The organism is Nonomuraea sp. NPDC050394 (genome assembly GCF_044459065.1).
In the GTDB taxonomy this organism is placed as follows: domain Bacteria; phylum Actinomycetota; class Actinomycetes; order Streptosporangiales; family Streptosporangiaceae; genus Nonomuraea.
The window spans coordinates 190,554-214,036 of sequence record NZ_JBITIO010000019.1; the positions used below are offsets into that span (position 1 = coordinate 190,554).

Genomic DNA, 23,483 nt, shown 5'->3' on the forward strand with positions numbered 1-23,483 from the left:
GGTCCCTACTCGCCCGTGGCCCCGTCGATCCGCTCGCGTAGCAGGTCGGCGTGGCCGTTGTGGCGGGCGTACTCCTCGATCATGTGGAAGTAGACCCAGCGCACCGACACCGTCAGCGGCTCGCGGGTGCGGTGCACGACCCCGTCCAGCGGCACCCCCGCGGTGGCCTCACGGGCCGCGGCCACCTCGCTCTCCCAGATCTTGAACGCCCCCGCCCGATCGTCCTCGTCCACGCGGTCGAAGTCGGCGTCCGGATCCTCCGGTGTGACGTAGATGAACGGCAGATCGTTCCGCCCGCCGATGCGGCGGCGGAACCAGCCGCGCTCCACCTCCGACATGTGCCTGATCAGCCCGAGCAACGACATCGTGGACGGCGGCAGGGCCCGCGTCCGCAACTGCTCGTCGGTGAGCCCCTCGCACTTCCATGCCAGTGTCTGCCGGTGGTAGTCGAGGAAGCCTTCCAGCGTGCTTCGCTCGTCGCCGTCCACGGGTGGTTCGATGCGCATAGCCTAAGACTATGGACCAGCTGGAACGCCTGCGGAATCTCTGCCTGGACCTGCCGGAGACGACGGAACGGCTCAGCCACGGCGAGCCCACCTGGTTCGTGCGGGACAAGAAGACGTTCGTGATGTTCGCCGACCACCACCACGACGACCGGCTCGGCTTCTGGTGCGCCGCGCCGCCGGGCGTGCAGCAGGAGCTGGTGGCGGAGGACCCGGCGCACTACTTCCGCCCGCCGTACGTGGGACACCGCGGCTGGCTGGGCGTCTACCTGGACGTGGACGTCGACTGGGCCGAGATCAAGGAGATCGTCACCGACGCCTACCGGGTGATCGCCCCCAAGACCCTGGTCAAGCAGCTCGACGCGATGACCGGCCGGCCGTAGTAGGCAGAAAGGTGTAGTCCGGATTGGCCCGCGCGCAGGAGTCGGGGCGCCGGTCGCGGCGGCAGGATGGGTGACCATGACGACAACAGTCCTCCTGACGCTGGTGGGGCTCGCCCTGGTGGACAGCACGAGTTTCGGCACGCTCGGTGTGCCGCTGGTGATGATGCTGGCCTCCGACCGCCGGCAGGTCGGCCGGATGGTCATCTACCTGGCCACGATCACGCTCTTCTACTTCCTGGTGGGCGTGGCGCTCATGCTGGGCCTGTCGGCGTTGCTGGAGAACTTCGGTGACGTCTTCCAGAGCCGTACCTTCCTGTGGGTGCAGTTGGTGGTCGGTGTGGGCCTGTTCCTGCTGAGCTGGCGTTTCGACTCCAAGAAGCAGAAGAAGCAGTGGGAGCCGCGCCTGGGCGGGCCGGGCACGATGGTGTCGCTGGCGCTGACGATGGGCGTGGTCGAGGTGGCCACGATGGCGCCCTACCTGGCCGCGATCGGCATCATGACCGCCTCCGGGCTGACGCCGATGCAGTGGGGGCCGGTGCTGGCGGGTTATGTCCTGGTGATGGTGCTGCCGCCGCTGGCCCTCATGGCCGGGCGCGGCCTGGCGGGCGACCGGCTGGAGCCGAAGCTGGCCAAGCTGCGCGACTGGATCCTCAGGAACGCCGCCTCCATGGTCGGCTGGACGCTGGCCATCGTGGGCTTCCTCATCGCCCGCGACGCCGCCGCCCGCCTGTTCGGCTGGCTCCAGTAGGCGTTGTTCCCCCGTATGGGGTGGTTTGCGGGCGTACGGGGGCGATATAGAGAGATCCATGTACGAGAACATCGGCGAGATGCTGACCCAGGCCCTCCAGGCACTGGAGCAGATGGAGAAGGCGCCCGCCGACGAGGGATTCCGGGGCGACGGCGTTGCGGCCGACGGGCAGGTGCGGGCGGTCGCCGGGCCGGACGGGCGGTTGCACGAGCTGCGTCTCAACCCCCGGGTCATGCGCATGGCCTCGGAGGACCTCGCGCGGGAGATTCTCAGCGCGGTCAACGCCGCGCTGGACGACCTGCGGGCGAACGTGCCGGGGCTGGAGGCGGCCGACCCCCGGCGGCTCGCCGAGACGATGGGCGGAACGCACGACAGCGTGCTGGAGCGGCTGGAGGAGTTCGCCGACGGGGTGGAGCTGGTCGTGCGCCGGCTGGAGGAGCGGTGAACGGGTTCGACCGCGGGCCGGACGTCTCCCACGCCGACCTGCGCGGCACCGGCGCGGGGCTCGGCCAGACCGGCACGACGTGGCTGGAGGCGGTGGCGGAGCTGCGCGCCGGTCTGGAAGGAGAAGGAGACCCCTGGGGCGAGGTGCCCGCGACCATGGTCAAGGCCGCCTACCTCGAGGTCACCAAGAAGGCCCTGGAGGTCTGCGCGGCGCTGGGGGAGCGGCAGGTGACCTCGGGCGAGGACGTGCGGGTCATGGAGGCGAACTACAAGGCCGCGGAGCGGCGCGCAGAGGAGGAGGTCGCGCGCGTCAGACGGCTGCTGGAGCGGTCATGACCGGCGTAGCTCCTCGGGGCCGAGGAGCACGCCGGCCGGCCCTTCCGGGTTGACGACGACGCCCACGTCCGCGGGCAGGAGCGCGACCAGGTCGCCGCCGCGCAGACGCTGCCAGTCCATGGCCCCGTCCGGCAGGGTCTCCGGCAGGTGCGCACGGGCCGTGTAGGCGAACGCCGCCCGGCCCCCGCCCGTGTCGAACACCGGCACCCCGCCGCCCGGCCCGGCGGCCACGATCACCTCCGCCGCCAGCAGCAGCGGCACGACGTCGCCGCCGGTGGCGTAGCCGGTCGAGGCGAGCTGCAGGGCCCGGTCGAGCGGGTCGGTGGGCTCGGGGTGGCCCAGCGCCACCGGCGAGGGCCGGTATCCGCCGTTGTGCCGGAACTCGCCGGTGATCTCACCGCTCGCGTCGACCTGCCAGGCCCCGATGATGCCGTACGGCGGGACCTCTCCACCGGGGTCGAAGAACGGATCGATCGCGTACATCCAGGTCCCCGGGCTCCGCCGTGCCTGCCGCCGCAGCTCGTCGGTGATCGGCGGCGGGGGCGGTGGGACGTCGTTCACGGCGATCCTCCGGGGAAGGGGTCGTAGTGCGGGTTGCGGATGAAGTTCTGCGGCGTTTTGGGCACTCCTTGCGGCCAGGCACCGGTGATGTATCTCCGATGTACTCCGCCGGGGAAGGCGATCTCGCGCTCGTGGGCCAGATGGCGGGCGGCCTTGACGGTGTCCTGGACGTCGATCCCGCCCGGGGCGTCGACCTCGTAGACGAAGCGGCGCGGGACGGCGGTGTCGATGTCCATCCGCGTGCTGGTCCCGACGAAGGCGGACGGCTTTGACTTGAGCACGTGGTCGGACAGGTTCGTCATCGACGGGTCGCGCGGCCGCAGACCCCGCTCGAAGATCTCGTCGGGCGACCTGTCCTCGGCGCGGTAGACCGGCGGGCGGTCACGCCGCCAGATCGGGTACGGCGTGATGCTCGAGACGTCGACGCTCTTGTCGGCCGCAGACTCAAGGTGGTTGCCGGGGCCGCGCACGGGCGTCGGCGGCCGCCTGCCGGGCGGGATCGCGCCGGACCCCGCCTTGGAGGCCGGCTTGCGCAGGAGCGCGGACGCGCGTCCGAACAGGCGCAGCGCGCTGCGTTCCAGCAGTTCGACCATCCGGCGGATGATCTCCCGCGCGGCCGTCCTGGCGCCGCCCACGACGGGACCCACCGCGGCGAGCGAGGCGCCGGCGGTGGGACCCGAGGCCGCGACCAGCCGCGACAGGTGAAGGGCCAGCCGCATGAGCAGGACGATCAGCGCCACCTTCATGGCCAGCACGATCATGGCGGAGATCTGTAACGCGCCGCCGATGAGCAGCGCGGCGGTGACCGCGTCGCCGGAGCGGGCGGAGGTGTCGCGCCACTCGCCGCCGAACGCCCGGACGCCTTCGCCGTCGTTGCGCGCGGTGGTCTGGGCGGCGTGCGTGGCCGCGGCCGAGGAGACGCGCACCGCCGTCATCGCGAAGGAGACCCACTGGGTGCCGGCCGCGGCTGCGTGCAGCCGGTCCTCGTCGACGAGCGGCCACGAGACGACGACGTTGAGCAGCATGGCCAGCCCCGGTGGTGGCTGCAGCGCCACTGTGCCCCCTCTTGCCCGGTGATCACATCCGAGCCGTCACATTACTGGGGCGCACTCACTGCATGGAGATGTGCGGGTGGTCGAAGTGGTTCTCGGTGATGCTGCCGCGGTCGCTCATCGCCCGCCATCCCGATCCCATGTTGATGCGCTGCTTCCAGATCACGTACTTCACGCCGAAGCGGTCCTTGTTCTTGATCGCCCAGGCCGCGATCTGGTCGCCGAGAGCCTGGTTGGCGGCGGTGGGCATGGAGCCGCCGGTGCTCATCATGAAGTCGCAGGCCCGGCCGAGCGGGTGCTCGCCGCCGCCGCCCGAGCGGTAGCAGCCGACCTCGAAGGGCAGGTTGAAGGTCTTCTTGATCTCGTCGCGGATGATCCGCATCCGTGAGGTGATGTTGTCGGAGCCGGAGGGCAGCTCGGGGGCCCAGGATCCGTCGTTGCGCTTGCCGGTGCCGTACGGCATGAGGTCCTGGAGCTTGTCCTTGATGTCCTTGATGACGCCCTCGGCCTCGTCGCGCTCCTTGTCCACCTCCTCGGCCTGCCCGGCGATCTGGGTGGTGAGCGTGGCGGCCGCGTCGGCGGCCTTCTTCTTCTCGTCGCGGGCGGCGGCGACGCCCGCGATGATGGCCTGCTCCTCGTCGGTGAGCTGCTCCAGTACGGCCGCGCCCGGCGCGTCGGGCGTGTACAGGAAGCCGGGCAACGTGCCGCCACTGCCCTGGTAGCGCAGCTGGGCGATCTCGGCCACCCGCCGCTCGGCCTGGACCAGCGCCGCCTCGGCGGTGGCCAGGCGCGCCTGGGCGGACTTCTCCGCCTCCTTCGCCTTGGCGAGGGCCACGCGCTTGCCGTTGTAACTCTCGATGAGCTTGTCGACCTGGGTGTTGAGCTTCTTCAGCTCGGCCCGCAGCTGCTTCTCGCTCGGCTTGGGCGCGGCGTGCGCGCTCGCCGGGGTGAGCGCCACAGCCGCGGCGGTGATGAGACCGATGGCCAGAGTCGCGGGGGACGCAACCGCCACGTGGGGGATTCCTCTCCATCTGCCGGCCGGGTTAGCTGACGGGTTCGGGCTGGGAGATGCCCTACCACCGAAGTGGATTCACCCCAGGTGAGGCTGGGTCCCCGGCTCCCGGGCAACACGCCCGGGATTAGGCGGCAACGGCTGTGACAACCGGTGCGTGAGGGATATTAGTAGTAAATGGCGGGCAATGCGACTCCAAGTGGAAACCAATTAGTGATCTACCTGTGATCGAAGCAGGCGTGCGGCCTCCTCGGGCAGCACGTCGTTGACGAAGGCGCCCATCGCCGACTCCGACCCCGCCAGGTACTTGAGCTTGCCGGGCGCGCGCCTGATCGAGAACAGCTCCAGGTGCAGATGTCCCAGCTCGCGCAGGTACCGCACCGGCGCCTGGTGCCATGCCGAGATGTACGGCATGGCCACCCCGAAGATCCCGTCCAGCGCCCGCAGCACCGAGGTGTAGAGCGGCGCGAAGGCCGCCCGCTCCACCTCGGTCAGCGCCGCGAGGTCCGGCACCTGCCGATGCGGGTAGACATGCACCTCGTACGGCCAGCGCGCCGCGGCCGGCACGAAGGCGGTCCACAGCTCGTTGGATGCCACGACCCGCTCCCCGGCCCGTTCGGCGGCCAGCACGTCCGCGAACAGCCCCGGCCGCCGCTGCGCCGCCGCGAGTTGCAGCTTGGTCCGCGGCGTCACGTACGGGTAGGCGTAGATCTGCCCGTGCGGGTGGGGCAGCGTGATCCCGATCTCCTCGCCCCGGTTCTCGAAGACGAAGACCTGCTCCACGCCCTCGATCGCGGACAGCTCGGCGGTGCGGTCCGCCCACGCCTCCATGACCAGCTCAACCTGCGCGTCGGTCAGCCGCGAGAACGACGAGGAGTGCTCGGAGGTGAAGCACACCACCTCACACCGCCCCGCACCCGGCCGCACCTCACTCAAGCCCCCCACGTCGTGATAAGTCCCAAAATTTCCGCTGAAGGAGGGGAAGCGGTTCTCGAACACCACCACGTCATAGTCGTGCGCCGGGATCTCCGAGGCCCGCGTGTCGGACGACGGGCACAGCGGGCACTCGTCGGCGGGCGGCAGGAACGTCCGCGTCTGCCGGTGCCCCGCGATCGCGATCCACTCCTCGGTCAGCGGGTCGTAGCGCAGCTCCGAGGCGAGCGGCCGGGGGTCGAGCGGACGCCGGTCCACCGCACCGCGGTCGGCGTCGTCGCGCCGGTCGAAGTAGATCAGCTCTCGCCCGTCGGCCAGGTGGGTGATGGTGCGCTTCACTGCGTGCCCTCCGCGATGATCAGTTCCCCGACGCGCTCGGCCAGCTCGGCGCGCGCCTCGGCGGGCAGACCCTGGTCGCTGATGACGACGTCGGCCTCTGCCAGGTCGGCGATCGTGCTGATGCCGACGGTGTTCCACTTGGTGTGGTCGGCCGGCACGACCAGGCGGTGGGCGGCGGCCACCAGTTCCCGGTCGGTCTCCGACTCCAGCAGGTTCGGCGTGGTGAACCCGGCGCGCGCGCTCATCCCGTGCACGCCCAGGAACAGCGTGTCCACATGCAGGCGGCGGATCGCGGCGACGGCGACGGGACCGACCAGCGCGTCGGAGGGCGTGCGGACGCCGCCGGTGAGCACCACCGTGCGGTCGGCGCGCGGGGCGCGGTGGAAGACCTCCGCGACCGGGACCGAGTTCGTGATGACGGTGAGGTCGGGCACCGAGACCAGGTGGTGGGCCAGCGCCCACGTGGTGGTGCCCGCCGACAGGGCGACCGCGGTGCCCGGCCCGACCAGCTCGGCGGCGCGGCGCGCGATCGCCTCCTTCTCCTGCTGCTGACGGGCGGACTTGGCGGTGAAGCCCGGCTCCTCCGTGGAGCCGGGGCCGAGCGTGGTCGCGCCGCCGTGCACCTTCTCCAGCAGGCCGCGCTCGGCCAGGGACTCCAGGTCGCGCCGGACGGTCATGTCGGAAACGCCGAGCTCGCGCACGAGGTCGGCCACGCGGACCCCGCCGCTGGCCCGGACCCTTTCGAGGATCGTCTGTTGCCGCTGCTGTGCGAGCACGCGCCCTCCTTCCAACAAGTTCAAACAGATTATGACATGAACATGTTGAAGAATGTGAGGTCGCTTGCCGGGGGGACCGGTGTGGGATACGCATGCCGTACTGGAAAAAGGCCCCGCTCAAAGGAGGACGACGGATGGCAAGGCGCGCCCGCAAGTCCCGAGCACGCAAGAAGAAGAAGGCCAACCACGGCAAGCGCCCCGCCTCGCGCTGACGGTCACCCGGCCGCGGTGAGCTCCTTCACGGCGGCCGAAACCGCCCGGTGGAACGTCGGGTAGGCGTAGATCATCTCGTCGAGCCTGGTGAGCGGGACGCGGGCGTGCACCGCCAGCGTCAGCAGTCCCAGGACCTCGCCCCCGGGCGGCGCCGCCACGGTCGCGCCGACCAGGACGCCGTCGGCGGCCACCAGCTTGACCAGTCCCTCGGCCTGGGCGATGTATCCGCGCGTGCCCAGATCGCCCACGGCGACACGCACGTCCAGGCCCCGCTCGCGGGCCTGCGCCTCGGTCAGGCCCACCGCGCCCACCTCGGGATCGGTGAAGGTCACCCGGGGCACGGCATGGTACTCGGCCTCGTGCACCGGCTCACCGAGGATCTCCTTGACCACGATGTTCGCCTGGTACATCGACATGTGCGTGAAAGCGCCCTTGCCGACCGCGTCGCCGATCGCCCAGACGCCCTCGGCCGCGCGCATCCGCGCGTCCACCGGAACCGCCCGCGCGCTCTCGTCGAGACCGATCGCGCCGACGCCCAGCGCCCGCAGATCCACCCGGCGGCCCGTCGCCACCAGCAGCCGCTCCGCCTCGGCCAGCCGCTCCGCCTCGGCGCCGCCGACCGTGAAGCGGCCGCCGCCGTAGTCCACGCGCGCGACCTTGGCCGAGGTCCGCACGTCGATGCCGCGCCCGGCGAAGACCTTCTCCAGCAGCGCGCCGGCCTCCGGCTCTTCGAGGGCGATCAGCCGGTCGGCCGCCTCGACCACCGTCACCGCCACGCCGAACGTCCGGAACATCTGCGCCAGCTCGACCCCGATCGCGCCGCCGCCCAGCACGATGATCGACTCGGGCAGCTCGGCGTTCTCGATCGCCTGGTGGTTGGTCCAGTACGGCGTGCCCGCCAGCCCCTCGATCGGCGGCACCGCCGCCTGCGAACCGGTCGCGATCACGATGCCGCGCGCCGCGCGCAGCACCCGGTCGCCGACGGTCACCTCGCCCGGCCCGGTGACGCGCCCGTGGCCCCTGACCAGGTGGCCGCCCTTGCCGGTGAAGCGGTCGGCGGCCACCTTGTCGTCCCAGGAGTCGGTGGCCTCGCGCACCCGGCGCACCAGCGCCGCCCACTCGCGCGAGGTCTCCGCCTCGTGAATCATGATCTTCGAGGGGATGCAGCCCCAGTAGGGGCACTCGCCGCCCACCAGGTTCGACTCGACGGCGGCCACGCGCAGCCCCGCCTCCGCCAGCCGGCCGGCCACGTCCTCGCCGCCCGGACCCATCCCCAGCACGATCACATCAACGTCCATCTCAGGTACATAACCACCCCGAGCCGGGGTTCACCCGGAATGAGGCAAATTCGCCAGCGCCTCGTCGACCCGCTCCTGCGGCAGCGCGTAGTCCTCCAGCTCGCCCGCCAGGTAGCGGTCGTAGGCGCCGAGGTCGAAGTGGCCGTGTCCGCACAGCGCGGTCAGCAGTACCTTCTCCTCGCCGCTCTCCTTGCACCGCAGCGCCTCGGCGATCGTCTCGGCGAGCGCGTGCGTCGGCTCCGGCGCCGGCACGATCCCCTCCGTACGCGCGAAGCGCACACCGGCCTCGAAACACTCGCTCTGCGACCTGGTGACCGCCTCGAACAAGCCCAGCTCGTACATGTGCGACAGCAGCGGCGACATGCCGTGATAACGCAGCCCGCCCGCGTGGATCGGGTCCGGTATGAAGTCGTGGCCGAGCGTGTGCATCTTCAGCAGCGGCGTGAACCCGGCCGTGTCGCCGAAGTCGTAGGCGTAGCGGCCGCGGGTGAACGACGGGCACGCCTCCGGCTCCACCGCGCGGAAGGACGTCCGCGGGCTCTCGCGCATGAACGGGAAGGCCAGCCCGGCGAAGTTGGAGCCGCCGCCGGTGCAGCCGATGACCAGGTCCGGCATCTCCGGCATCTGCTTGAGCGCCTCCTCGCCGATGACCGTCTGGTGCAGCAGCACGTGGTTGAGCACCGAGCCCAGCGCGTACCGGGTGTCGGCCGCGGCGCCCGCCACCTCGACCGCCTCGCTGATCGCGATGCCCAGGCTGCCGGTGGACCCGGGGTGCTCGGCCAGAATCTTGCTGCCCGCGCTCGTCAGCGGTGACGGGCTGGCGTGGACGGCGGCGCCGTACACGCGCATGAGAGAGCGGCGGTACGGCTTCTGGTCGTAGGAGGCGCGCACCATCCAGATCTCGCACTCCAGCCCGAACTGCGCGCACGCGAACGCCAGCGCCGACCCCCACTGCCCCGCCCCGGTCTCGGTCGTGAGCCTGCGCACACCCTCGCGCTTGTTGTAGTACGCCTGCGGCACGGCGGTGTTCGGCTTGTGCGAGCCCGCGGGGGAGACGCCCTCGTACTTGTAGTAGATGTGCGCCGGCGTGCCCAGCGCCTTCTCCAGCCGGTGCGCCCGGATCAGCGGCGTCGGCCGCCACAGCCGGTAGACGTCCAGCACCTCCTGCGGAATCTCGACGAAACGCTCCCCGCTCACCTCCTGGCCGATCAGCTCCACCGGGAACAACGGGGCCAGGTCGTCCGGACCGACCGGCTGCCCGGTGGCAGGGTGCAGCGGCGGGGGAGGCGGGGTGGTGAGGTCGGGAACGATGTTGTACCAGTGGCTGGGGAATGCTGGTTCGTGTGGCATGTAGTCCATTGAACTGCGGCGAAGCCTGCTTGGTCAGACCCAGTCACGTTGATCGTTCCACGCGTGTTCCGACTCGCGCTCGGTTTCCGATCCATGGCCCGGCCGGGATACCAATGGAGGTATGCGGCACCTCTACTGGAATCTCGGCTCCGTCGCGTTCGGGGCCCGCTTCGCGGTGGAAGTGCGCGGCTCGGCCTGCCGGGTGTGTCTCATGGATGCCGAGGAGTACGAGGCCTACCTCGACGAGGACGCCCACGAGTACTACGGCGGCTTCTTCGACGCCGGCCCCGCCGTCGTGGAAGTGCCCTACGACGACGACTGGTACCTGGTCGTCGACAGCTACAGCGGGAGTGTCAACGTCGTGGTCAGCCAGCTCTTCGACTGAGCGCCGGCCCCCGCCTCATTTCGGATGGACCGCGTCCAAGCTATGCCGCGACAACATGGTCGGAGCCTGCGCTCAGCCCTGCCGTTCCAGGGCCACCTGCTCGCGGACCGCCGGCACCACCTGCTCGGCGAAGAGCGTGAGCTGCTCCCGCTGATCGCCCTCCGGCCAGAAGACGAACGCGTCGATGCCGTGGCCGACCGCCAGATCCGTCAGCTCCTCCACCCACTGCTCGGCCGGCCCCTTCAGGAACCCCTCCGCCGCGCCGCCGGTGATCGTGCCCCCGGCGTTGTAGATCCGCCGGATGCCGGACGGTTCACGGCCCGCCGCCCGCGCGGCCTCGTCGACGCGGGCGCTCATCTCGGGCAGCCGCTCCGGCGTCGCCCACCCCGATGACGGCACCCACCCGTCGGCCAGCCGCCCCGTCAGCGCGAGCGCCTTCGGCCCGCCCGAACCCACCCAGATGCCGATGTCGTGCGCGGGCGCCGGTCCCGTCTGGGCGCCGCGCAGGTGGTAGTGCTCGCCCTCGAAGCGCTGGTTGCGCTCGCCGCTCCAGACGGCCCTGATCACCGTGATCGCCTCCTCCAGCGCGCCGAGGGCCTGTCCGGGAGTACGGCGCGGCCCGCCGTACGCGTCGATCGCCTCCCAGAACGAACCGGCCCCAAGCCCGAGCTCCACCCGGCCGCCGCTCAGCAGGTCGAGGCTCGCCGCCGCCTTGGCCAGCACGGCGGGGTGGCGCAACGGCAGGTTCGCCACGTCGGGGAAGACCGTGATCCGCTCCGTCCTGGCCGCGATGACGCTGAGCAGAGTCCAGGTGTCCACGTACCGGCGCTGGTAGGGATGGTCCTGCACACCGATCAGGTCAAGGCCGAGCCGGTCGGCCAATTGCGCGTACTCAATGAGGGGATCGGCGCTGTTCGGCACCAGGAAATACCCGAAGTCCGTCATGACTCTGAGTATGGGACTACTCATGCGCCCGGCCGGGGGCGGGTTCACCGTGGCCTCATGGACGCCAAGTCACAGACCCGGGCAGCGGCGGCGCGGTACGCGAGCAAGCGGGATGACCGCGCGCGCATCCAGCGCCGCCGGGAGCAGACCGGGCAACACATCGTGGACGACGCCGACCAGGTGACCGCCAGGGCCGAGCGGCTCGTCCAGCGCGGAACCGTCTCCGTCGCCACCGTGGAACGCCTCTCGGAGCAGAGCCCCGACCGCCTGCTCGAACGCATCGTCGGCGTCTCCGCCGACTTCCAGCCCGCCAACTTCCTGGCCAGGGGAGCGCGGGCCATCACCTCCGTGGGCCGCATCACCCAGGGCTCCAACGGCCGTGCCATCCCCGTCGGGACGGGATTCCTGGTCGCGCCCTCGCTGCTGCTCACCAACAACCACGTGCTGCCCGACCAGGACAGCGCGGGCGAGGCCGAGGTCGAGTTCGGCGCCGAGATGAGCATCGACAACGACCCGCCCGCCTGGACCCGCTTCCGCCTCGACCCCTCGTCGGCGTTCGTCACCGACGAGGAGCTCGACTACACGCTCGTCCGCGTCGTCCCCGCCGCCGACGGCAGGACCGCGGGCGACCTGTACGGCTGGAACCGCCTGATGGCCCGCCAAGGCAAGATCGTCACCGGCGAGCCGGTCAACCTCGTCGGCCACCCCAACGGCCGGCTGAAGGAGATCACCATCCGCCGCAACGAGCTGACCATGCAGCTCGACCACTTCCTCCACTACAGCGCCGACACCGAACCGGGCAGCTCAGGCTCCCCCGTCTTCAACGACCAGTGGGAGGTCGTCGCACTCCACCACTCCGGCGTCCCCGGCGAGGACGGCGCCTGGATCGCCAACGAAGGCGTCCGCGTCAGCTCCATCCTGTCCGGCCTGCCCACCGACCTGCTGTCCGAGCTGGGCGCCGCCCCGCTCGCCGCAGAGTCCATGGCTCCGGTACGGCAGGCCGGCGCGCCCGCCCGCCCCTCGGCCTTCGGCGGCACCCGCCACCTCGTCTTCCTCCACGGCCGGGGCCAGACGGGCCGAGACCCCCAGACCATGCGCCGCGAGTGGATCGCCGGGCTCAACAAGGGCCTCACCCTCGCCGGCCTGCCGACCGTGGAACCCGCCGACGTGTGGTTCCCCTTCTACGGCGACACCCTCACCGAGCCGCGGGAGTCCCTGGTCCCCACCTCCCCGACCACCCGCGTCGTCTACGAGCAGCTCATCGGCGAGGCCGCCGCGCTCGCCGGCCGCCCCGCCGACGGCCGTCGCGAAGGCCTGCTGACCGGCGTCCAGGGCGCCCTGTCCTGGCTGGCCTCCGCCACGAACCTCGACCACCTCCTGATCGCCGCCGTCTTCCGCGACGTGGCCGCCTATCTCGACGACTCCTCGGTACGGCAGGCCGTACTGGCCAGTGTCGAACGCACCCTCCCGGCCTCCGGCCAGGTGGTCCTCGTCGCCCACAGCCTCGGCACCGTCGTCGCCATGGACCTGCTCACCCGCCTGCCCGCCGCGCTGGAGGTCCCGATCCTGGTGACCCTGGGCAGCCCGCTGGGCCTGGACGCCGTCCAGGGCCGCCTGCTGTCGGGCGGCCCGCACCGCCCCGACCGGGCCGGCCAGTGGCTCAACGTCTGGTCACCGTCGGACCCGGTGAGCATCGGCTGCCCGCTGGAGGACGACTGGAAGGGGCAGGTGGACGAACGCGCCGTCGACAACCCGCTCCAGCGCTCACACGACGTGGCCGAGTACCTGTCCCACCCGCACGTGGCCCGAGCCCTGCTACGCCACCTCACGTAGCCCTCTATTCGAGCAAGGCGGGATGCCGCAGGTCGTCCACCTTGACCGCGACGTCCGCCGCCCGCACCGGCCCGACCTCCCGCTCGTACCGCTCATAGGCGGGCAACCGCCACCGCTCCTCCCCGGCGGTACGCCGTTCCAGCGCCGCCGCGGACATCCACAGATGCACGCTCAGCTCGGCCGCCAGCCCCCGGCCGAGCAGCAGCGTCCCGTCCAGCACCACCACCCCGCCCGGGGGCACGTCCTGGTACGGCACGCGAAACGCCCGATCGGCGACGCTGTCCCAGAGCCGGGGGAGCACCTGGCCGGAGCCGTTGAAGACCTCCCTGGCGATGGCCTTCACATCAAGCCAGTCGTCGTAGAACGCGTCGGGGTCGGTCCTGCCGTATTCGAGCCGGAGCGAGGCCGGCCGCAGAAAGTCCCAGGCCGACACCCTGATCACCGGCCTCCCCAGCACGCGGAGCGGCTCCGCCAGTGCGTCCGCGTAGCCGTCCGGCCGGGCGGCGGGCGCCCCGTCCACGATCACCCGCGCGGGCGCGTCCCGGGGCAACCCCACGATGCGCTGAACCAGCTCCTCGACCAGCGATTCCGGCGAAATCGGCCGCACCCCCATGCCACGACCCTAGTGGTCGTGTCCAAGGCTCATGACGCCGGGAACGGGCGGCGCGCCCGCCTCCGCGATCGGCGATCCAGCCCGAGGTCCGGAACGCCGGAAGGCCGGGCTGGGCCCGGCCTTCCGGCTGTTGGAGCGGACGACGGGAATCGAACCCGCGTAGCTAGTTTGGAAGACTAGGGCTCTACCATTGAGCTACGTCCGCGCGAGCCGGTCCAAGTCTGGTCTAGACTTCATCCGGTCGTCAGGGCGTAAGCGTACCGGAGTCTCGGGGAGCTTGCGCACCGGGCGCAGCGGGGCGTGGCGCAGCTTGGTAGCGCGCTTGCTTTGGGAGCAAGAAGTCGCAGGTTCAAATCCTGTCGCCCCGACTTGCACGAACAGCACGAAGGCCGCTCACCGGAATCGGGAGCGGCCTTCGTGAGGGTCGTGGCGGGGAGGATCAGGGTTCGGTGCGAAACAGGGCCCAGACGGCCTTGCCGCCCCTGGCCAGCGGGTCCCAGCCCCAGCACTGGCTGTAGGTCTCGACGATGTAGAGGCCGCGGCCGTTCTCCGAGATGAAGTCGGGCTCCTTGCGGGTGGGTACCTCGTCGCTCGGGTCGGCCACCGCCAGCAGTACGTGAGGGGCGACGCGCATCAGCAGCAGGGTGAGCCCGGTGTGGCCACGGGTGTAGCGGACGGCGTTGGTGACGAGTTCGGAGACCACCAGTGCGGCGTCGTCGCTCAGTTCTGCCAGTCCCCAGTTGTGCAGGGTGTCGCGGGTGACGTCACGCGCGGTCTTGACCGAATCGGCCTGAAAGGGGAGCGGGCACGAGGTGGTGTATGGATGGGCCCGGCTGAGCAGGCTGTCGAAGCCGACCTCGCGGGTGATCTGCAGGCAGTCGGCAGTGGCCAGGGGGTCCTCCACCATCCCGCCGCTACCTCCCGCTTGCCCATCGGTTAGTGCATGTTTGGCCCAATATGCACTAGGCCATCATGGGTCACGACGCGCGTAGCTGCAAGACCCAAATGCACGTGCATGTGCAATGTGCAACCGCATGGGCGCTTCGGCCGGATATGCCGAACCGGACACCGGGTTGAGACCTTGTCATACCCGGCGGAGGGATGTCACTGTGTGTCCGGACGTATTGGAGGCAGTGTGACGCAGAACCAGCCGGGTTCCGGACCTACGGCGCTGCGCATCCTCCTCGGCTCCCAGCTCCGCAGGCTGAGGGAGGGCAAGGGCGTCACGCGCGAGGAGGCCGGCCACCTGATCAGGGGCTCGGAATCCAAGATCAGCCGGATGGAGCTCGGCCGCGTCGGCTTCAAGGAGCGCGACGTCGCCGACCTGCTGACCCTTTACGGCGTCAGCGACAACCAGGCCCGTGCCGCCGTCCTCGACCTCGTGAGCACGGCCAACGAGCCGGGCTGGTGGCACCGCTTCAACGACATCCTGCCCTCGTGGTTCCAGGCGTACGTCGGGCTGGAAGAGGCCGCCGAGCGCATCAGGACGTACGAGGTGCAGTTCGTCCCGGGGCTGCTGCAGACGAAGGAATACGCCAAGGCGGTGGTCACCGCCGGTTCGGCCGGCATCAGCGCCGAGGAGATCTCCCGCCGCGTCGACGTGCGACTCGAACGGCAGCGCGTCCTCGACCGCCCCGACGGCCCGGTCTTCTGGGCGGTGATCGACGAGGCGGCGCTGCGCCGTCCCATCGGCGGCGCCGAGGTCATGCGCGCCCAGCTGGAGCACCTCATCGAGCAGATGCGCCAGCCCAACATCACCGTCCAGGTGATGCCCTTCGACTTCGGCGGGCACAGTGCCGAGGGCGGCGCGTTCAGCATCCTGCGCTTCCCCGACCGCGAGCTGCCCGACGTGGTCTACGTGGAACAACTCGCCAGCGCGCTCTACCTCGACAAGCGAGAGGACGTCGACCGCTACACCGAGGTCATGGAGCGCCTGTGCGCCGTCAGCACCACCCCGGATGAGACGGTGGAGCTGCTGCGTACGATCGCCGACGAGTTCTGAGCGCCGTCACGTCGTTGTTGGGTACGCATCTGCCCTAGACTGGCCAACGGCGTTGGATCCCGCCGTAGCGGAGCATGCCCGGCGCCGCTCATGTGGGCGCGGCGCGTGAGCCGTACCGAATGGACGCGCCCGCGCATCACTCGAAGCTTGATCAAGGAGACCACCCCGTGAAGACCGCTGTCGAGGAGCTCAGCCCGACCAGGGTGAAGCTCACTGTCGAGGTGCCGTTCGAAGAGCTGCGCCCGAGCCTGGATGCGGCATACAAGAAGGTCGCGCAGCAGGTCCGCGTGCCCGGCTTCCGTCCTGGCAAGGTGCCGGCCCGCATCATCGAGCAGCGCTTCGGCCGCGCGGTGGTGCTGGAGGAGACCCTCAACGACGCGGTGCCCAAGCTCTACGGCCAGGCTGTCGACGAGGTCGACGTCTTCCCGGTCAGCCAGCCCGACATCGAGGTCACGAAGATCGAGGACGGCGAGCAGATCGAGTTCACCGCCGAGGTCGACATCCGCCCCAACTTCGAGGTCCCCGACTACGCGGGCACCGAGGTCACCGTCGATGCCGCCACGGTCTCCGACGAGGACATCGACGGGCAGCTCGACGGCCTGCGCCAGCGCTTCGCGACGCTGACCGGCGTCGAGCGCGCGGCCGCCGACGGCGACTTCGTCGTCATGGACCTGCGCGCCGAGATCGACGGCAACAACATCGAGGAGCAGCAGGCCAACGAGGTCTCCTACGAGGTCGGCGCCGGCTCCGTGCTCCAGGGCCTCGACGAGGCGCTCGTGGGCATGTCCGCCGGCGAGGAGAAGACCTTCGGCACCGAGCTGGTCGGCGGCGACAACGCCGGCGAGCAGGCTGACGTGATCATCACCGTCAAGTCGGTCAAGGAGAAGGTGCTGCCCGAGCTCGACGACGAGTTCGCGCAGCTCGCCAGCGAGTTCGACACGCTGGACGAGCTCAAGGACAGCATCCGCGAGACCGCCCGCCGCAACAAGCTGGTCGACCAGGTCGTCCAGGCGCGCGAGAACGCCCTCGACGCCCTGCTGGAGAAGATCGACATCCCGATCCCCGACAGCGCGCTCAAGGCCGAGGTCGACTCCCGCAAGCACAACCTCGACCACCAGATCGCCGAGTCCGGCCTCAGCCGCGACGCCTTCTTCCGTCTGTACCAGACGACGGAGGAGGAGCGCTTCGCCGAGTTCGACACCAACTCCGCGAAGGCCATCAAGACCGGCTTCGTCCTCGACAAGATCGTCAAGGCGGAGGAGCTGGGCGTCTCCGAGCAGGAGCTGACCAACTTCGTCGTCCGCCGCGCCATGCAGATGGGCGTCCAGCCCAACCAGCTGGCCCAGCACCTCGCCGACAACGACCAGCTGACGCTGGCCATGGTCGAGATCGTCCGCGACAAGGCCAAGGCCGTCGTGGGTGACGCCGCCAAGATCGTCGACTCCGAGGGTGCCGAGATCGACCTCAAGGCCATCTACACCGAGATCAACGGTGAAGAGGTCGTCGAGGAGCCGGCCGACGCGCCGGCCGAGGAGAAGGCCGACGCCTGATCCCAAGGCTCACGAAAGCCCCCGGCCGTCATGGCCGGGGGCTTTCGCCGTTCCGGGGGTCCGCGGGGCGGCCCGGAGGGGCGCAGGAGGGCGCCGGGCGGCGGGAGGGTGGACGGTGGGCTCGGCGCCCTTCTGACGGGCTCAGGGTGGGGCACGGAGACCGGCCGAGAGCGCGTCGTAACGGCGGGAACCACGTCCGACGTGAGAAGCGCCCGCAGATCGGGAGCAACTTAGCTGAAGTGGGAGGCGCTGAGCTGGCTGCGCCGTAAAGTATGGGCATCCAACCACCTGCGCCGACAGCGAACAGGTGGGGAGACGGGGCATGACCGCTAGCCGGGGCGCGTTAAGGTCACAAGCAAAGCCAATCGTTACGACGCATCGGAAGGTGAAGCTGTGACCAGCCCGCCGACCTTCAATCAGCCCGAGTCGCGAGGCCGTGAGAACGGCTCGTCCTTCCGGCTTGAGGACCAGCTTTACCAGCGCCTGCTGCGTGAGCGCATCATTGTGCTCGGGCAGGAGGTCAACGACGAGATCGCCAACCGCATTTGTGCGGAGCTCCTGTTGCTCGCGGCCGACGACCCGGACCGCGACATCTGGCTCTACATCAACTCGCCTGGCGGCTCGGTGACCGCCGGTATGGCGATATACGACATGATGGAATATGTGCCGAACGACGTCGCGACGGTGGCGATGGGCCTGGCCGCTTCCATGGGCCAGTTCCTGCTGTCGGCCGGCGCCAGGGGCAAGCGCTACGCGCTGCCGCACGCGCGCATCATGATGCACCAGCCTTCCGGTGGCATCGGCGGCACCGCCGCCGACATCGCCATCCAGGCTGAGCAGATGCTCTACGTGAAGAAGACGCTGGCCGAGCGGATCGCCGCGCACACCGGCCAGACGCTGGAGCAGATCGAGTCCGACTCCGACCGAGACCGGTGGTTCACGGCCGAGGAGGCCAAGGACTACGGCTTCATCGACCAGGTCGTGCGCAACGCACGGCAGGTGCCCTCCGCGGGCGCCGTCTCCTAGGGGGAGCTGAAGTGAACATCCAGAGCCGCTACGTTCTCCCCTCCTTCGTCGAGCGCACGTCTTACGGCGTGAAGGAGATGAACCCGTACAACAAGCTCTTCGAGGACAGGATCATCTTCCTCGGCGTGCAGATCGACGACGCGTCGGCCAATGACGTCATGGCCCAGTTGCTGACGCTGGAGTCGCTTGACCCCGACCGGGACATCAGCATCTACATCAACTCGCCGGGTGGCTCCTTCACCGCGATGACGGCGATTTACGACACGATGCAGTACGTCCGGCCGGAGATCTCGACCATCTGCCTCGGTCAGGCCGCCTCGGCCGCCGCGGTGTTGCTCGCGGGCGGCACGCCGGGCAAGCGCCTGGCGCTGCCCAACGCGCGCATCCTGATCCACCAGCCCTCCACCGAGGGCGGCGGCCAGGCCAGCGACATCGAGGTCCAGGCCCGCGAGATCCTTCGCATGCGCACTCTCCTCGAGGAGATGGTGGCGAAGCACTCCGGCAAGGAGCCCGCCGAGGTCCGCCGCGACATTGAACGCGACAAAATTCTCAACGCGGAAGAGGCAAAGGCGTATGGTCTGATCGATGACATCATCCCGACCAGGAAGAAGCGGGCACAGGCCGTAGCTTCCTGATGTGATGTGAGGCACCGGAGCGCTGCCCAATAGGGCACGTTCCGGTGCGACTCGCCGCTAGGGGGCTCACTGAGGGCCCAGAAGACGGTAACGTCGAAACCTGAGCGGTTCGGCCAAGTCCGGAGGAAGTCCGGAAACACTGCTCTTGGGAGCAGGGCGGTCCCACGCAAAGGAGTATCTGGGGTGGCACGCATCGGCGACGGGGGAGACCTGCTGAAGTGCTCTTTCTGCGGGAAGAGCCAGAAGCAAGTCAAGAAGCTCATCGCCGGTCCCGGCGTATACATCTGCGATGAGTGCATCGATCTCTGCAACGAGATCATCGAGGAGGAGCTCTCCGAGTCCTCCGAACTCAAGTGGGACAATCTGCCGAAGCCGAGGGAGATCTACGAGTTCCTCGACGCCTACGTCATCGGTCAGGACCAGGCGAAGAAGGCCCTCTCGGTGGCGGTCTACAACCACTACAAGCGGGTGCAGTCCGGCGACCGCGGCAGAGACGAGGGCATAGAGCTCTCGAAGTCCAACATCCTGCTGCTCGGGCCCACGGGCTCCGGCAAGACCCTGCTGGCGCAGACGCTGGCCAAGATGCTCAACGTGCCGTTCGCCATCGCCGACGCCACCGCGCTGACCGAGGCGGGCTACGTCGGCGAGGACGTCGAGAACATCCTGCTCAAGCTGATCCAGGCCGCTGACTACGACGTCAAGAAGGCCGAGACCGGCATCATCTACATCGACGAGGTCGACAAGATCGCCCGCAAGAGCGAGAACCCGTCGATCACCCGCGACGTCTCCGGTGAGGGCGTTCAGCAGGCGCTGCTGAAGATACTGGAGGGGACCACTGCCTCGGTTCCTCCGCAGGGCGGCCGCAAGCACCCGCACCAGGAGTTCATCCAGATCGACACCACCAACGTGCTGTTCATCTGCGGTGGTGCCTTCGCCGGCCTCGAGAAGATCATCGAGTCGCGCATCGGCAAGAAGGGCATCGGCTTCAACGCCATCATCCGCTCGAAGGAAGAGGTCGACACCGTCGACATCTTCGGCGACGTGATGCCCGAGGACCTGCTGAAGTTCGGCATGATCCCCGAGTTCGTCGGCCGCCTGCCGGTCATCACCAGCGTGCACAACCTCGACCGCGAGGCGCTCATCCAGATCCTCACCGAGCCGCGCAACGCGCTGGTGAAGCAGTACCGCAAGCTGTTCGAGATCGACGGCGTCGAGCTGGAGTTCACCGACGACGCGCTGGAGGCGATCGCCGACCAGGCGATCCTGCGGGGCACCGGTGCGCGAGGCCTGCGCGCGATCCTCGAAGAGGTCCTGCTGTCGGTCATGTACGAAGTGCCCTCCCGCCAGGACGTCGCCCGGGTGGTCATCACCCGCGAGTCCGTGCTGGAGCACGCGATCCCGACGCTGGTCCCGCGTGATCAGCTGGCCAAGCAGCAGCGTCCGCCGCGCGAGAAGTCGGCCTAGCTCCTTTTCGCACGACGAAGCGCCCCGCCGGTCGGTGGGGCGCTTCTCCATGTGGAGACGATCCCGTCAACGGCGGCACTAAACTTGGCCGCGTGACAACGCCAGAGCTGCCTACCCAGTACACCCCGGCCGACGTCGAGACCCGGAGCTACTCACGCTGGGAATCCGAAGGCTACTTCCGCGCCGATCCGGGCAGCTCCCGCGAGCCGTACTCCATCGTCCTGCCCCCGCCGAACGTGACCGGCGTGCTGCACATCGGCCACGCACTCGACCACTCCATCCAGGACGCGCTGACGCGCCGCGCGCGGATGCGCGGCAAGGAAGCGCTGTGGGTGCCCGGCATGGACCACGCGGGCATCGCCACCCAGAACGTCGTCGAGCGCAAGCTCGGCGCGGAGGGTCTGTCCCGGCACGACCTCGGCCGCCAGGCCTTCGTGGAGAAGGTCTGGCAGTGGAAGGAGGAGTCCGGCGGCGCGATCCTCGGCCAGATGCGGCGGCTCGGTGACAGCGTCGACTGGTCCCGCGAGCGCTTCACGATGGACGAGGGCCTGTCGCGCGCCGTCCAGACGATCTTCAAGCGGCTCTTCGACGACGGGCTGATCTACCGCGCCGAGCGCATCATCAACTGGTGCGTGCGCTGCCACACCGCGCTGTCCGACATCGAGGTCGAGCACAGCGAGGACGACGGCGAGCTCGTCTCCATCCGTTACTCCGACGAGGTCGTCGTCGCCACCACGCGCGCCGAGACGATGCTCGGCGACACCGCCGTCGCGGTCAATCCCGCCGACGAGCGCTACACCCACCTGGTCGGCACGTACGTGGAGCTGCCGCTGACCGGGCGGCGCATCCCGATCGTCGCCGACGAGCACGTCGATCCGGCCTTCGGCACCGGAGCGGTCAAGGTCACCCCTGCCCACGACCCCAACGACTTCGAGATCGGCCGCCGCCACTCGCTGCCGTCGCTGACCGTCATGGACGAGCACGGCGTCATCACCGCGCACGGTCCGTTCCAGGGGCTCGACCGGTTCGAGGCGCGGCCCGCCGTGGTGGCCGCCCTGCGCGCGGAAGGCCGCATCGTCGCCGAGAAGCGGCCCTACGTGCACTCGGTCGGACACTGCTCTCGGTGCAAGACCGTGGTCGAGCCGCGGCTGTCGCTGCAGTGGTTCGTCAACGTCGGGCCGCTGGCCAAGGAGGCCGGTGACGCGGTGCGCGACGGGCGTACCCGCATCCACCCGCCGGAGCTGGCCAAGCGTTACTTCGACTGGGTCGACGACATGCACGACTGGTGCATCTCCCGGCAGCTGTGGTGGGGTCACCGCATTCCGGTCTGGTACGGCCCGGCCGGCGAAGTCGTCTGCGTGGGTCCGGACGAGCAGCCACCCGCGGGTTATGTCCAGGATCCTGATGTGCTGGACACCTGGTTCTCCTCGGCGCTCTGGCCGTTCTCGACGCTGGGCTGGCCGGAGAAGACCGCGGACCTGTCCCGCTTCTACCCGACATCGGTGCTGGTGACGGGCTACGACATCCTGTTCTTCTGGGTCGCCAGGATGATGATGTTCGGCCTCTACGCCATGGACGGGCAGCCGCCGTTCCATGTGGTCGTCCTGCACGGCATGGTGCGCGACCAGTACGGCAAGAAGATGTCCAAGTCCTTCGGGAACGTGGTGGATCCGCTCGACTGGGTCGACCGCTTCGGCGCCGACGCGACCCGCTTCACGCTCTTGCGCGGCGCCAATCCCGGCGCCGACGTGGCGGTCAGCGAGGAGTGGGCGGCCGGCTCGCGCAACTTCTGTAACAAGATGTGGAACGCCACCCGGTTCGCGCTGATGAACGGTGCCACGGTCGGGGAGCTCCCGGCCGACCTCACCGCCGCCGACCGGTGGATTCTGTCCCGGCTCCAGCACACGATCGAGGCGGCCGATGCCGCGTTCGAGGAGTTCGAGTTCGCCAAGGTCTCCGACCTGCTGTACCACTTCGCGTGGGACGAGGTCTGCGACTGGTACCTGGAGCTGGCGAAGATCCAGATCGCCGAGGGCCGCACGGGCACCCGCCTGGTCCTGGGCCACGTGTTCGACGCGTTGCTGCGGCTGTTGCACCCGCTGATCCCGTTCGTCACCGAGGAGTTGTGGCGGGCGGTCACCGGTGGCACGTCGGTGATGGTGGCGCAGTGGCCGGTCGCGGACCCGAGCTATCGCGACCCGGAGGCGGAAGCCGAGATCACCGCGCTCCAGGAGCTGGTGACCGAGGTGCGCCGCTTCCGCTCCGACCAAGGACTCAAGCCGGGCCAGCGGGTCGCCGCACGTCTCGGTCTCTCCGGTACGGCTCTCGCCGCGCAGGAAGGCGCGATCCGGTCGCTGCTGCGGCTGGAGGAGCCCGATGACGGGTTCTCCGCCACCGCGAGGTTCGCGGTGACCGGGGTGAGCGTCGAGATCGACACCGCCGGCGCCATCGACGTGGTGGCCGAGCGCAAGCGCCTGGAGAAGGATCTGGCCGTGGCGCGCAAGGAGGCTGCCCAGGTGTCGGCCAAGCTGGGCAACGAGCAGTTCATGGCCAAGGCTCCCGAGGACGTGGTGGCCAAGGTCAGGGCACGTGCGACGCAGTCCGGCGAGGACATCGCGCGCCTGGAGGCACAGCTCGCGGCCCTGTCGGCTGGGTGATGTTTGGCGGTAACGCATGGAGGGAAGACTCATTCGTTACCGGGAAGTTGGACGTTGTACCTGCGTTGTGCTGCTACAGTTTTCAACGCAGGGCGAGCACGCCCCGATGAGCCTCCGGGTTCGGAGCTCATCGGAACGCTGCTAGGCTCTGAACATCCCAACGACTGATCCGGGTTTCCGGCTGTGTCCGTTTGATTGGACAAGTGCCGGATGTTGGAGTAAGTTAGCGGGGTTGCCTCAAATCCACCCAGATCGCCGGTTTGACAGGTTCATCTTGATCTGGTAAGATTGAGGTAGACGAAATGTGCGCCTCCTGCAGTACTGGGGAGTACGCGTCCGTTTCTTGAGAACTCAACAGTGTGTTAAAAGCCAGTGCATGAAGTATTTCATGCAACACCTCGTCTGGAATATGATGAGTTTTTGCT

General features: G+C 69.3%; 25 protein-coding genes, 2 tRNA genes and 1 riboswitch. Of the genes, 14 read left to right on the forward strand and 13 right to left on the reverse strand.

The window, feature by feature from the left end; genetic code table 11:
- Positions 1–5 precede the first annotated feature (5 nt).
- Positions 6–506 (reverse strand): DinB family protein, encoded by a 501-nt coding sequence (locus ACIBKY_RS47490; protein ID WP_397107973.1) that lies wholly within the window; start codon positions 504–506, stop codon positions 6–8.
- 11 nt (positions 507–517) lie between these two features.
- On the opposite strand from ACIBKY_RS47490, the gene ACIBKY_RS47495 reads away from it, so the two are divergent.
- The 4 genes from ACIBKY_RS47495 (at position 518) to ACIBKY_RS47510 (ending at position 2,414) form a co-directional block, all read left to right on the forward strand.
- The gene (locus ACIBKY_RS47495; protein ID WP_397107975.1) at positions 518–886 is read left to right on the forward strand and encodes an MmcQ/YjbR family DNA-binding protein; all 369 of its coding nucleotides are present in this window, start codon (positions 518–520) and stop codon (positions 884–886) included.
- A gap of 76 nt (positions 887–962) precedes the next feature.
- Positions 963–1,634, forward strand: coding sequence for a GAP family protein (locus ACIBKY_RS47500; RefSeq protein ID WP_397107977.1), 672 nt, complete (start codon positions 963–965; stop codon positions 1,632–1,634).
- Between the two features lie 58 nt (positions 1,635–1,692).
- On the forward strand, positions 1,693–2,079 hold the full coding sequence (locus tag ACIBKY_RS47505) for a YbaB/EbfC family nucleoid-associated protein (RefSeq protein WP_397107979.1): 387 nt from the start codon (positions 1,693–1,695) through the stop codon (positions 2,077–2,079).
- Positions 2,076–2,414, forward strand: a complete 339-nt coding sequence (locus ACIBKY_RS47510; RefSeq protein ID WP_397107981.1) for a hypothetical protein — start codon at positions 2,076–2,078, stop codon at positions 2,412–2,414. Before ACIBKY_RS47505 ends, ACIBKY_RS47510 begins: the two co-directional genes overlap by 4 nt.
- On the opposite strand, the gene ACIBKY_RS47515 is transcribed toward ACIBKY_RS47510, so the two are convergent.
- From ACIBKY_RS47515 to ACIBKY_RS47535, 5 genes are all read right to left on the reverse strand, one after another.
- Entirely contained in the window at positions 2,409–2,975 is a 567-nt protein-coding gene (locus tag ACIBKY_RS47515; RefSeq protein ID WP_397107983.1) for a type VII secretion system-associated protein, read from the reverse strand. The genes ACIBKY_RS47510 and ACIBKY_RS47515 overlap by 6 nt on opposite strands.
- Entirely contained in the window at positions 2,972–4,030 is a 1,059-nt protein-coding gene (locus ACIBKY_RS47520) for a hypothetical protein (protein ID WP_397107985.1), read from the reverse strand. Before ACIBKY_RS47520 ends, ACIBKY_RS47515 begins: the two co-directional genes overlap by 4 nt.
- Positions 4,031–4,085: 55 nt before the next feature.
- Positions 4,086–5,039, reverse strand: coding sequence for a coiled-coil domain-containing protein (locus ACIBKY_RS47525; protein WP_397107987.1), 954 nt, complete (start codon positions 5,037–5,039; stop codon positions 4,086–4,088).
- A 6-nt stretch (positions 5,040–5,045) separates the two neighbouring features.
- Positions 5,046–5,183, reverse strand: a riboswitch (cyclic di-AMP (ydaO/yuaA leader).
- Between the two features lie 66 nt (positions 5,184–5,249).
- Complete coding sequence (galT, locus tag ACIBKY_RS47530) at positions 5,250–6,311, reverse strand: galactose-1-phosphate uridylyltransferase (protein WP_397107989.1); 1,062 nt, start codon at positions 6,309–6,311, stop codon at positions 5,250–5,252.
- The gene (locus ACIBKY_RS47535) at positions 6,308–7,087 is read right to left on the reverse strand and encodes a DeoR/GlpR family DNA-binding transcription regulator (protein ID WP_397107991.1); all 780 of its coding nucleotides are present in this window, start codon (positions 7,085–7,087) and stop codon (positions 6,308–6,310) included. Before ACIBKY_RS47535 ends, galT begins: the two co-directional genes overlap by 4 nt.
- 134 nt (positions 7,088–7,221) lie before the next feature.
- On the opposite strand from ACIBKY_RS47535, the gene ACIBKY_RS47540 reads away from it, so the two are divergent.
- Positions 7,222–7,299: a 50S ribosomal protein bL37 gene (locus tag ACIBKY_RS47540; RefSeq protein WP_376773618.1), complete on the forward strand. Its 78-nt coding sequence runs from the start codon at positions 7,222–7,224 to the stop codon at positions 7,297–7,299.
- 3 nt (positions 7,300–7,302) lie between these two features.
- On the opposite strand, the gene ACIBKY_RS47545 is transcribed toward ACIBKY_RS47540, so the two are convergent.
- Together ACIBKY_RS47545 and ACIBKY_RS47550 are read right to left on the reverse strand one after the other, a co-directional pair.
- On the reverse strand, positions 7,303–8,598 hold the full coding sequence (locus ACIBKY_RS47545; RefSeq protein ID WP_397107993.1) for a dihydrolipoyl dehydrogenase family protein: 1,296 nt from the start codon (positions 8,596–8,598) through the stop codon (positions 7,303–7,305).
- 30 nt (positions 8,599–8,628) lie between these two features.
- Positions 8,629–9,948 (reverse strand): TrpB-like pyridoxal phosphate-dependent enzyme, encoded by a 1,320-nt coding sequence (locus ACIBKY_RS47550; RefSeq protein ID WP_397107995.1) that lies wholly within the window; start codon positions 9,946–9,948, stop codon positions 8,629–8,631.
- 121 nt (positions 9,949–10,069) lie between these two features.
- On the opposite strand from ACIBKY_RS47550, the gene ACIBKY_RS47555 reads away from it, so the two are divergent.
- Positions 10,070–10,333 carry a DUF1883 domain-containing protein gene (locus ACIBKY_RS47555; RefSeq protein WP_397107997.1) on the forward strand — a complete coding sequence of 88 codons (264 nt, stop codon included), beginning with the start codon at positions 10,070–10,072 and terminating at the stop codon, positions 10,331–10,333.
- Between the two features lie 72 nt (positions 10,334–10,405).
- On the opposite strand, the gene ACIBKY_RS47560 is transcribed toward ACIBKY_RS47555, so the two are convergent.
- Entirely contained in the window at positions 10,406–11,278 is an 873-nt protein-coding gene (locus ACIBKY_RS47560; RefSeq protein WP_397107999.1) for an LLM class flavin-dependent oxidoreductase, read from the reverse strand.
- Between the two features lie 57 nt (positions 11,279–11,335).
- Between ACIBKY_RS47560 and ACIBKY_RS47565 the strand changes: the two genes are divergently transcribed.
- Positions 11,336–13,111 (forward strand): trypsin-like peptidase domain-containing protein, encoded by a 1,776-nt coding sequence (locus ACIBKY_RS47565; protein ID WP_397108001.1) that lies wholly within the window; start codon positions 11,336–11,338, stop codon positions 13,109–13,111.
- A 4-nt stretch (positions 13,112–13,115) separates the two neighbouring features.
- Here ACIBKY_RS47565 and ACIBKY_RS47570 read toward each other — a convergent pair whose 3' ends face one another.
- Positions 13,116–13,724, reverse strand: a complete 609-nt coding sequence (locus tag ACIBKY_RS47570) for a uridine kinase (protein ID WP_397108003.1) — start codon at positions 13,722–13,724, stop codon at positions 13,116–13,118.
- Positions 13,725–13,855: 131 nt separating this feature from the next.
- A tRNA-Gly gene (locus ACIBKY_RS47575) sits at positions 13,856–13,929 on the reverse strand.
- A gap of 89 nt (positions 13,930–14,018) precedes the next feature.
- Here ACIBKY_RS47575 and ACIBKY_RS47580 point away from each other — a divergent pair.
- Positions 14,019–14,092: transfer RNA gene (locus ACIBKY_RS47580), tRNA-Pro, on the forward strand.
- A gap of 71 nt (positions 14,093–14,163) precedes the next feature.
- Here the strand turns inward: ACIBKY_RS47580 and ACIBKY_RS47585 are convergent.
- Entirely contained in the window at positions 14,164–14,631 is a 468-nt protein-coding gene (locus tag ACIBKY_RS47585; protein WP_397108005.1) for an ATP-binding protein, read from the reverse strand.
- A 228-nt stretch (positions 14,632–14,859) separates the two neighbouring features.
- On the opposite strand from ACIBKY_RS47585, the gene ACIBKY_RS47590 reads away from it, so the two are divergent.
- The 6 genes from ACIBKY_RS47590 (at position 14,860) to ACIBKY_RS47615 (ending at position 23,058) form a co-directional block, all read left to right on the forward strand.
- Positions 14,860–15,726, forward strand: coding sequence for a helix-turn-helix domain-containing protein (locus ACIBKY_RS47590; protein ID WP_379627737.1), 867 nt, complete (start codon positions 14,860–14,862; stop codon positions 15,724–15,726).
- Between the two features lie 167 nt (positions 15,727–15,893).
- Positions 15,894–17,276: a trigger factor gene (gene tig, locus ACIBKY_RS47595; protein ID WP_397108008.1), complete on the forward strand. Its 1,383-nt coding sequence runs from the start codon at positions 15,894–15,896 to the stop codon at positions 17,274–17,276.
- A gap of 393 nt (positions 17,277–17,669) precedes the next feature.
- Positions 17,670–18,302, forward strand: coding sequence for a ClpP family protease (locus ACIBKY_RS47600; RefSeq protein WP_184976093.1), 633 nt, complete (start codon positions 17,670–17,672; stop codon positions 18,300–18,302).
- Positions 18,303–18,313: 11 nt separating this feature from the next.
- Positions 18,314–18,937, forward strand: coding sequence for an ATP-dependent Clp protease proteolytic subunit (locus ACIBKY_RS47605; protein ID WP_184976096.1), 624 nt, complete (start codon positions 18,314–18,316; stop codon positions 18,935–18,937).
- Positions 18,938–19,120: 183 nt separating this feature from the next.
- A complete protein-coding gene (clpX, locus tag ACIBKY_RS47610; RefSeq protein WP_184976099.1) occupies positions 19,121–20,401 on the forward strand; it encodes an ATP-dependent Clp protease ATP-binding subunit ClpX in 1,281 nt (426 codons plus the stop codon).
- A 92-nt stretch (positions 20,402–20,493) separates the two neighbouring features.
- Positions 20,494–23,058, forward strand: coding sequence for a valine--tRNA ligase (locus ACIBKY_RS47615; protein ID WP_397108011.1), 2,565 nt, complete (start codon positions 20,494–20,496; stop codon positions 23,056–23,058).
- Positions 23,059–23,281: 223 nt separating this feature from the next.
- Here the strand turns inward: ACIBKY_RS47615 and ACIBKY_RS47620 are convergent.
- The coding region (locus ACIBKY_RS47620; RefSeq protein ID WP_397108013.1) for a hypothetical protein at positions 23,282–23,483 on the reverse strand (202 nt) is incomplete at its 5' end.

Excerpts from the sequence above, each read along its gene's own strand:
- ACIBKY_RS47490 (WP_397107973.1), bottom strand. The coding sequence starts at position 506 with ATGCGCATCGAACCACCCGTGGACGGCGACGAGCGAAGCACGCTGGAA.
- ACIBKY_RS47495 (WP_397107975.1), top strand. The coding sequence starts at position 518 with ATGGACCAGCTGGAACGCCTGCGGAATCTCTGCCTGGACCTGCCGGAG.
- ACIBKY_RS47500 (WP_397107977.1), top strand. The coding sequence starts at position 963 with ATGACGACAACAGTCCTCCTGACGCTGGTGGGGCTCGCCCTGGTGGAC.
- ACIBKY_RS47505 (WP_397107979.1), top strand. The coding sequence starts at position 1,693 with ATGTACGAGAACATCGGCGAGATGCTGACCCAGGCCCTCCAGGCACTG.
- ACIBKY_RS47540 (WP_376773618.1), top strand. The coding sequence starts at position 7,222 with ATGGCAAGGCGCGCCCGCAAGTCCCGAGCACGCAAGAAGAAGAAGGCC.
- ACIBKY_RS47545 (WP_397107993.1), bottom strand. The coding sequence starts at position 8,598 with ATGGACGTTGATGTGATCGTGCTGGGGATGGGTCCGGGCGGCGAGGAC.
- ACIBKY_RS47550 (WP_397107995.1), bottom strand. The coding sequence starts at position 9,948 with ATGCCACACGAACCAGCATTCCCCAGCCACTGGTACAACATCGTTCCC.
- ACIBKY_RS47555 (WP_397107997.1), top strand. The coding sequence starts at position 10,070 with ATGCGGCACCTCTACTGGAATCTCGGCTCCGTCGCGTTCGGGGCCCGC.
- ACIBKY_RS47560 (WP_397107999.1), bottom strand. The coding sequence starts at position 11,278 with ATGACGGACTTCGGGTATTTCCTGGTGCCGAACAGCGCCGATCCCCTC.
- ACIBKY_RS47565 (WP_397108001.1), top strand. The coding sequence starts at position 11,336 with ATGGACGCCAAGTCACAGACCCGGGCAGCGGCGGCGCGGTACGCGAGC.
- ACIBKY_RS47570 (WP_397108003.1), bottom strand. The coding sequence starts at position 13,724 with ATGGGGGTGCGGCCGATTTCGCCGGAATCGCTGGTCGAGGAGCTGGTT.
- ACIBKY_RS47585 (WP_397108005.1), bottom strand. The coding sequence starts at position 14,631 with ATGGTGGAGGACCCCCTGGCCACTGCCGACTGCCTGCAGATCACCCGC.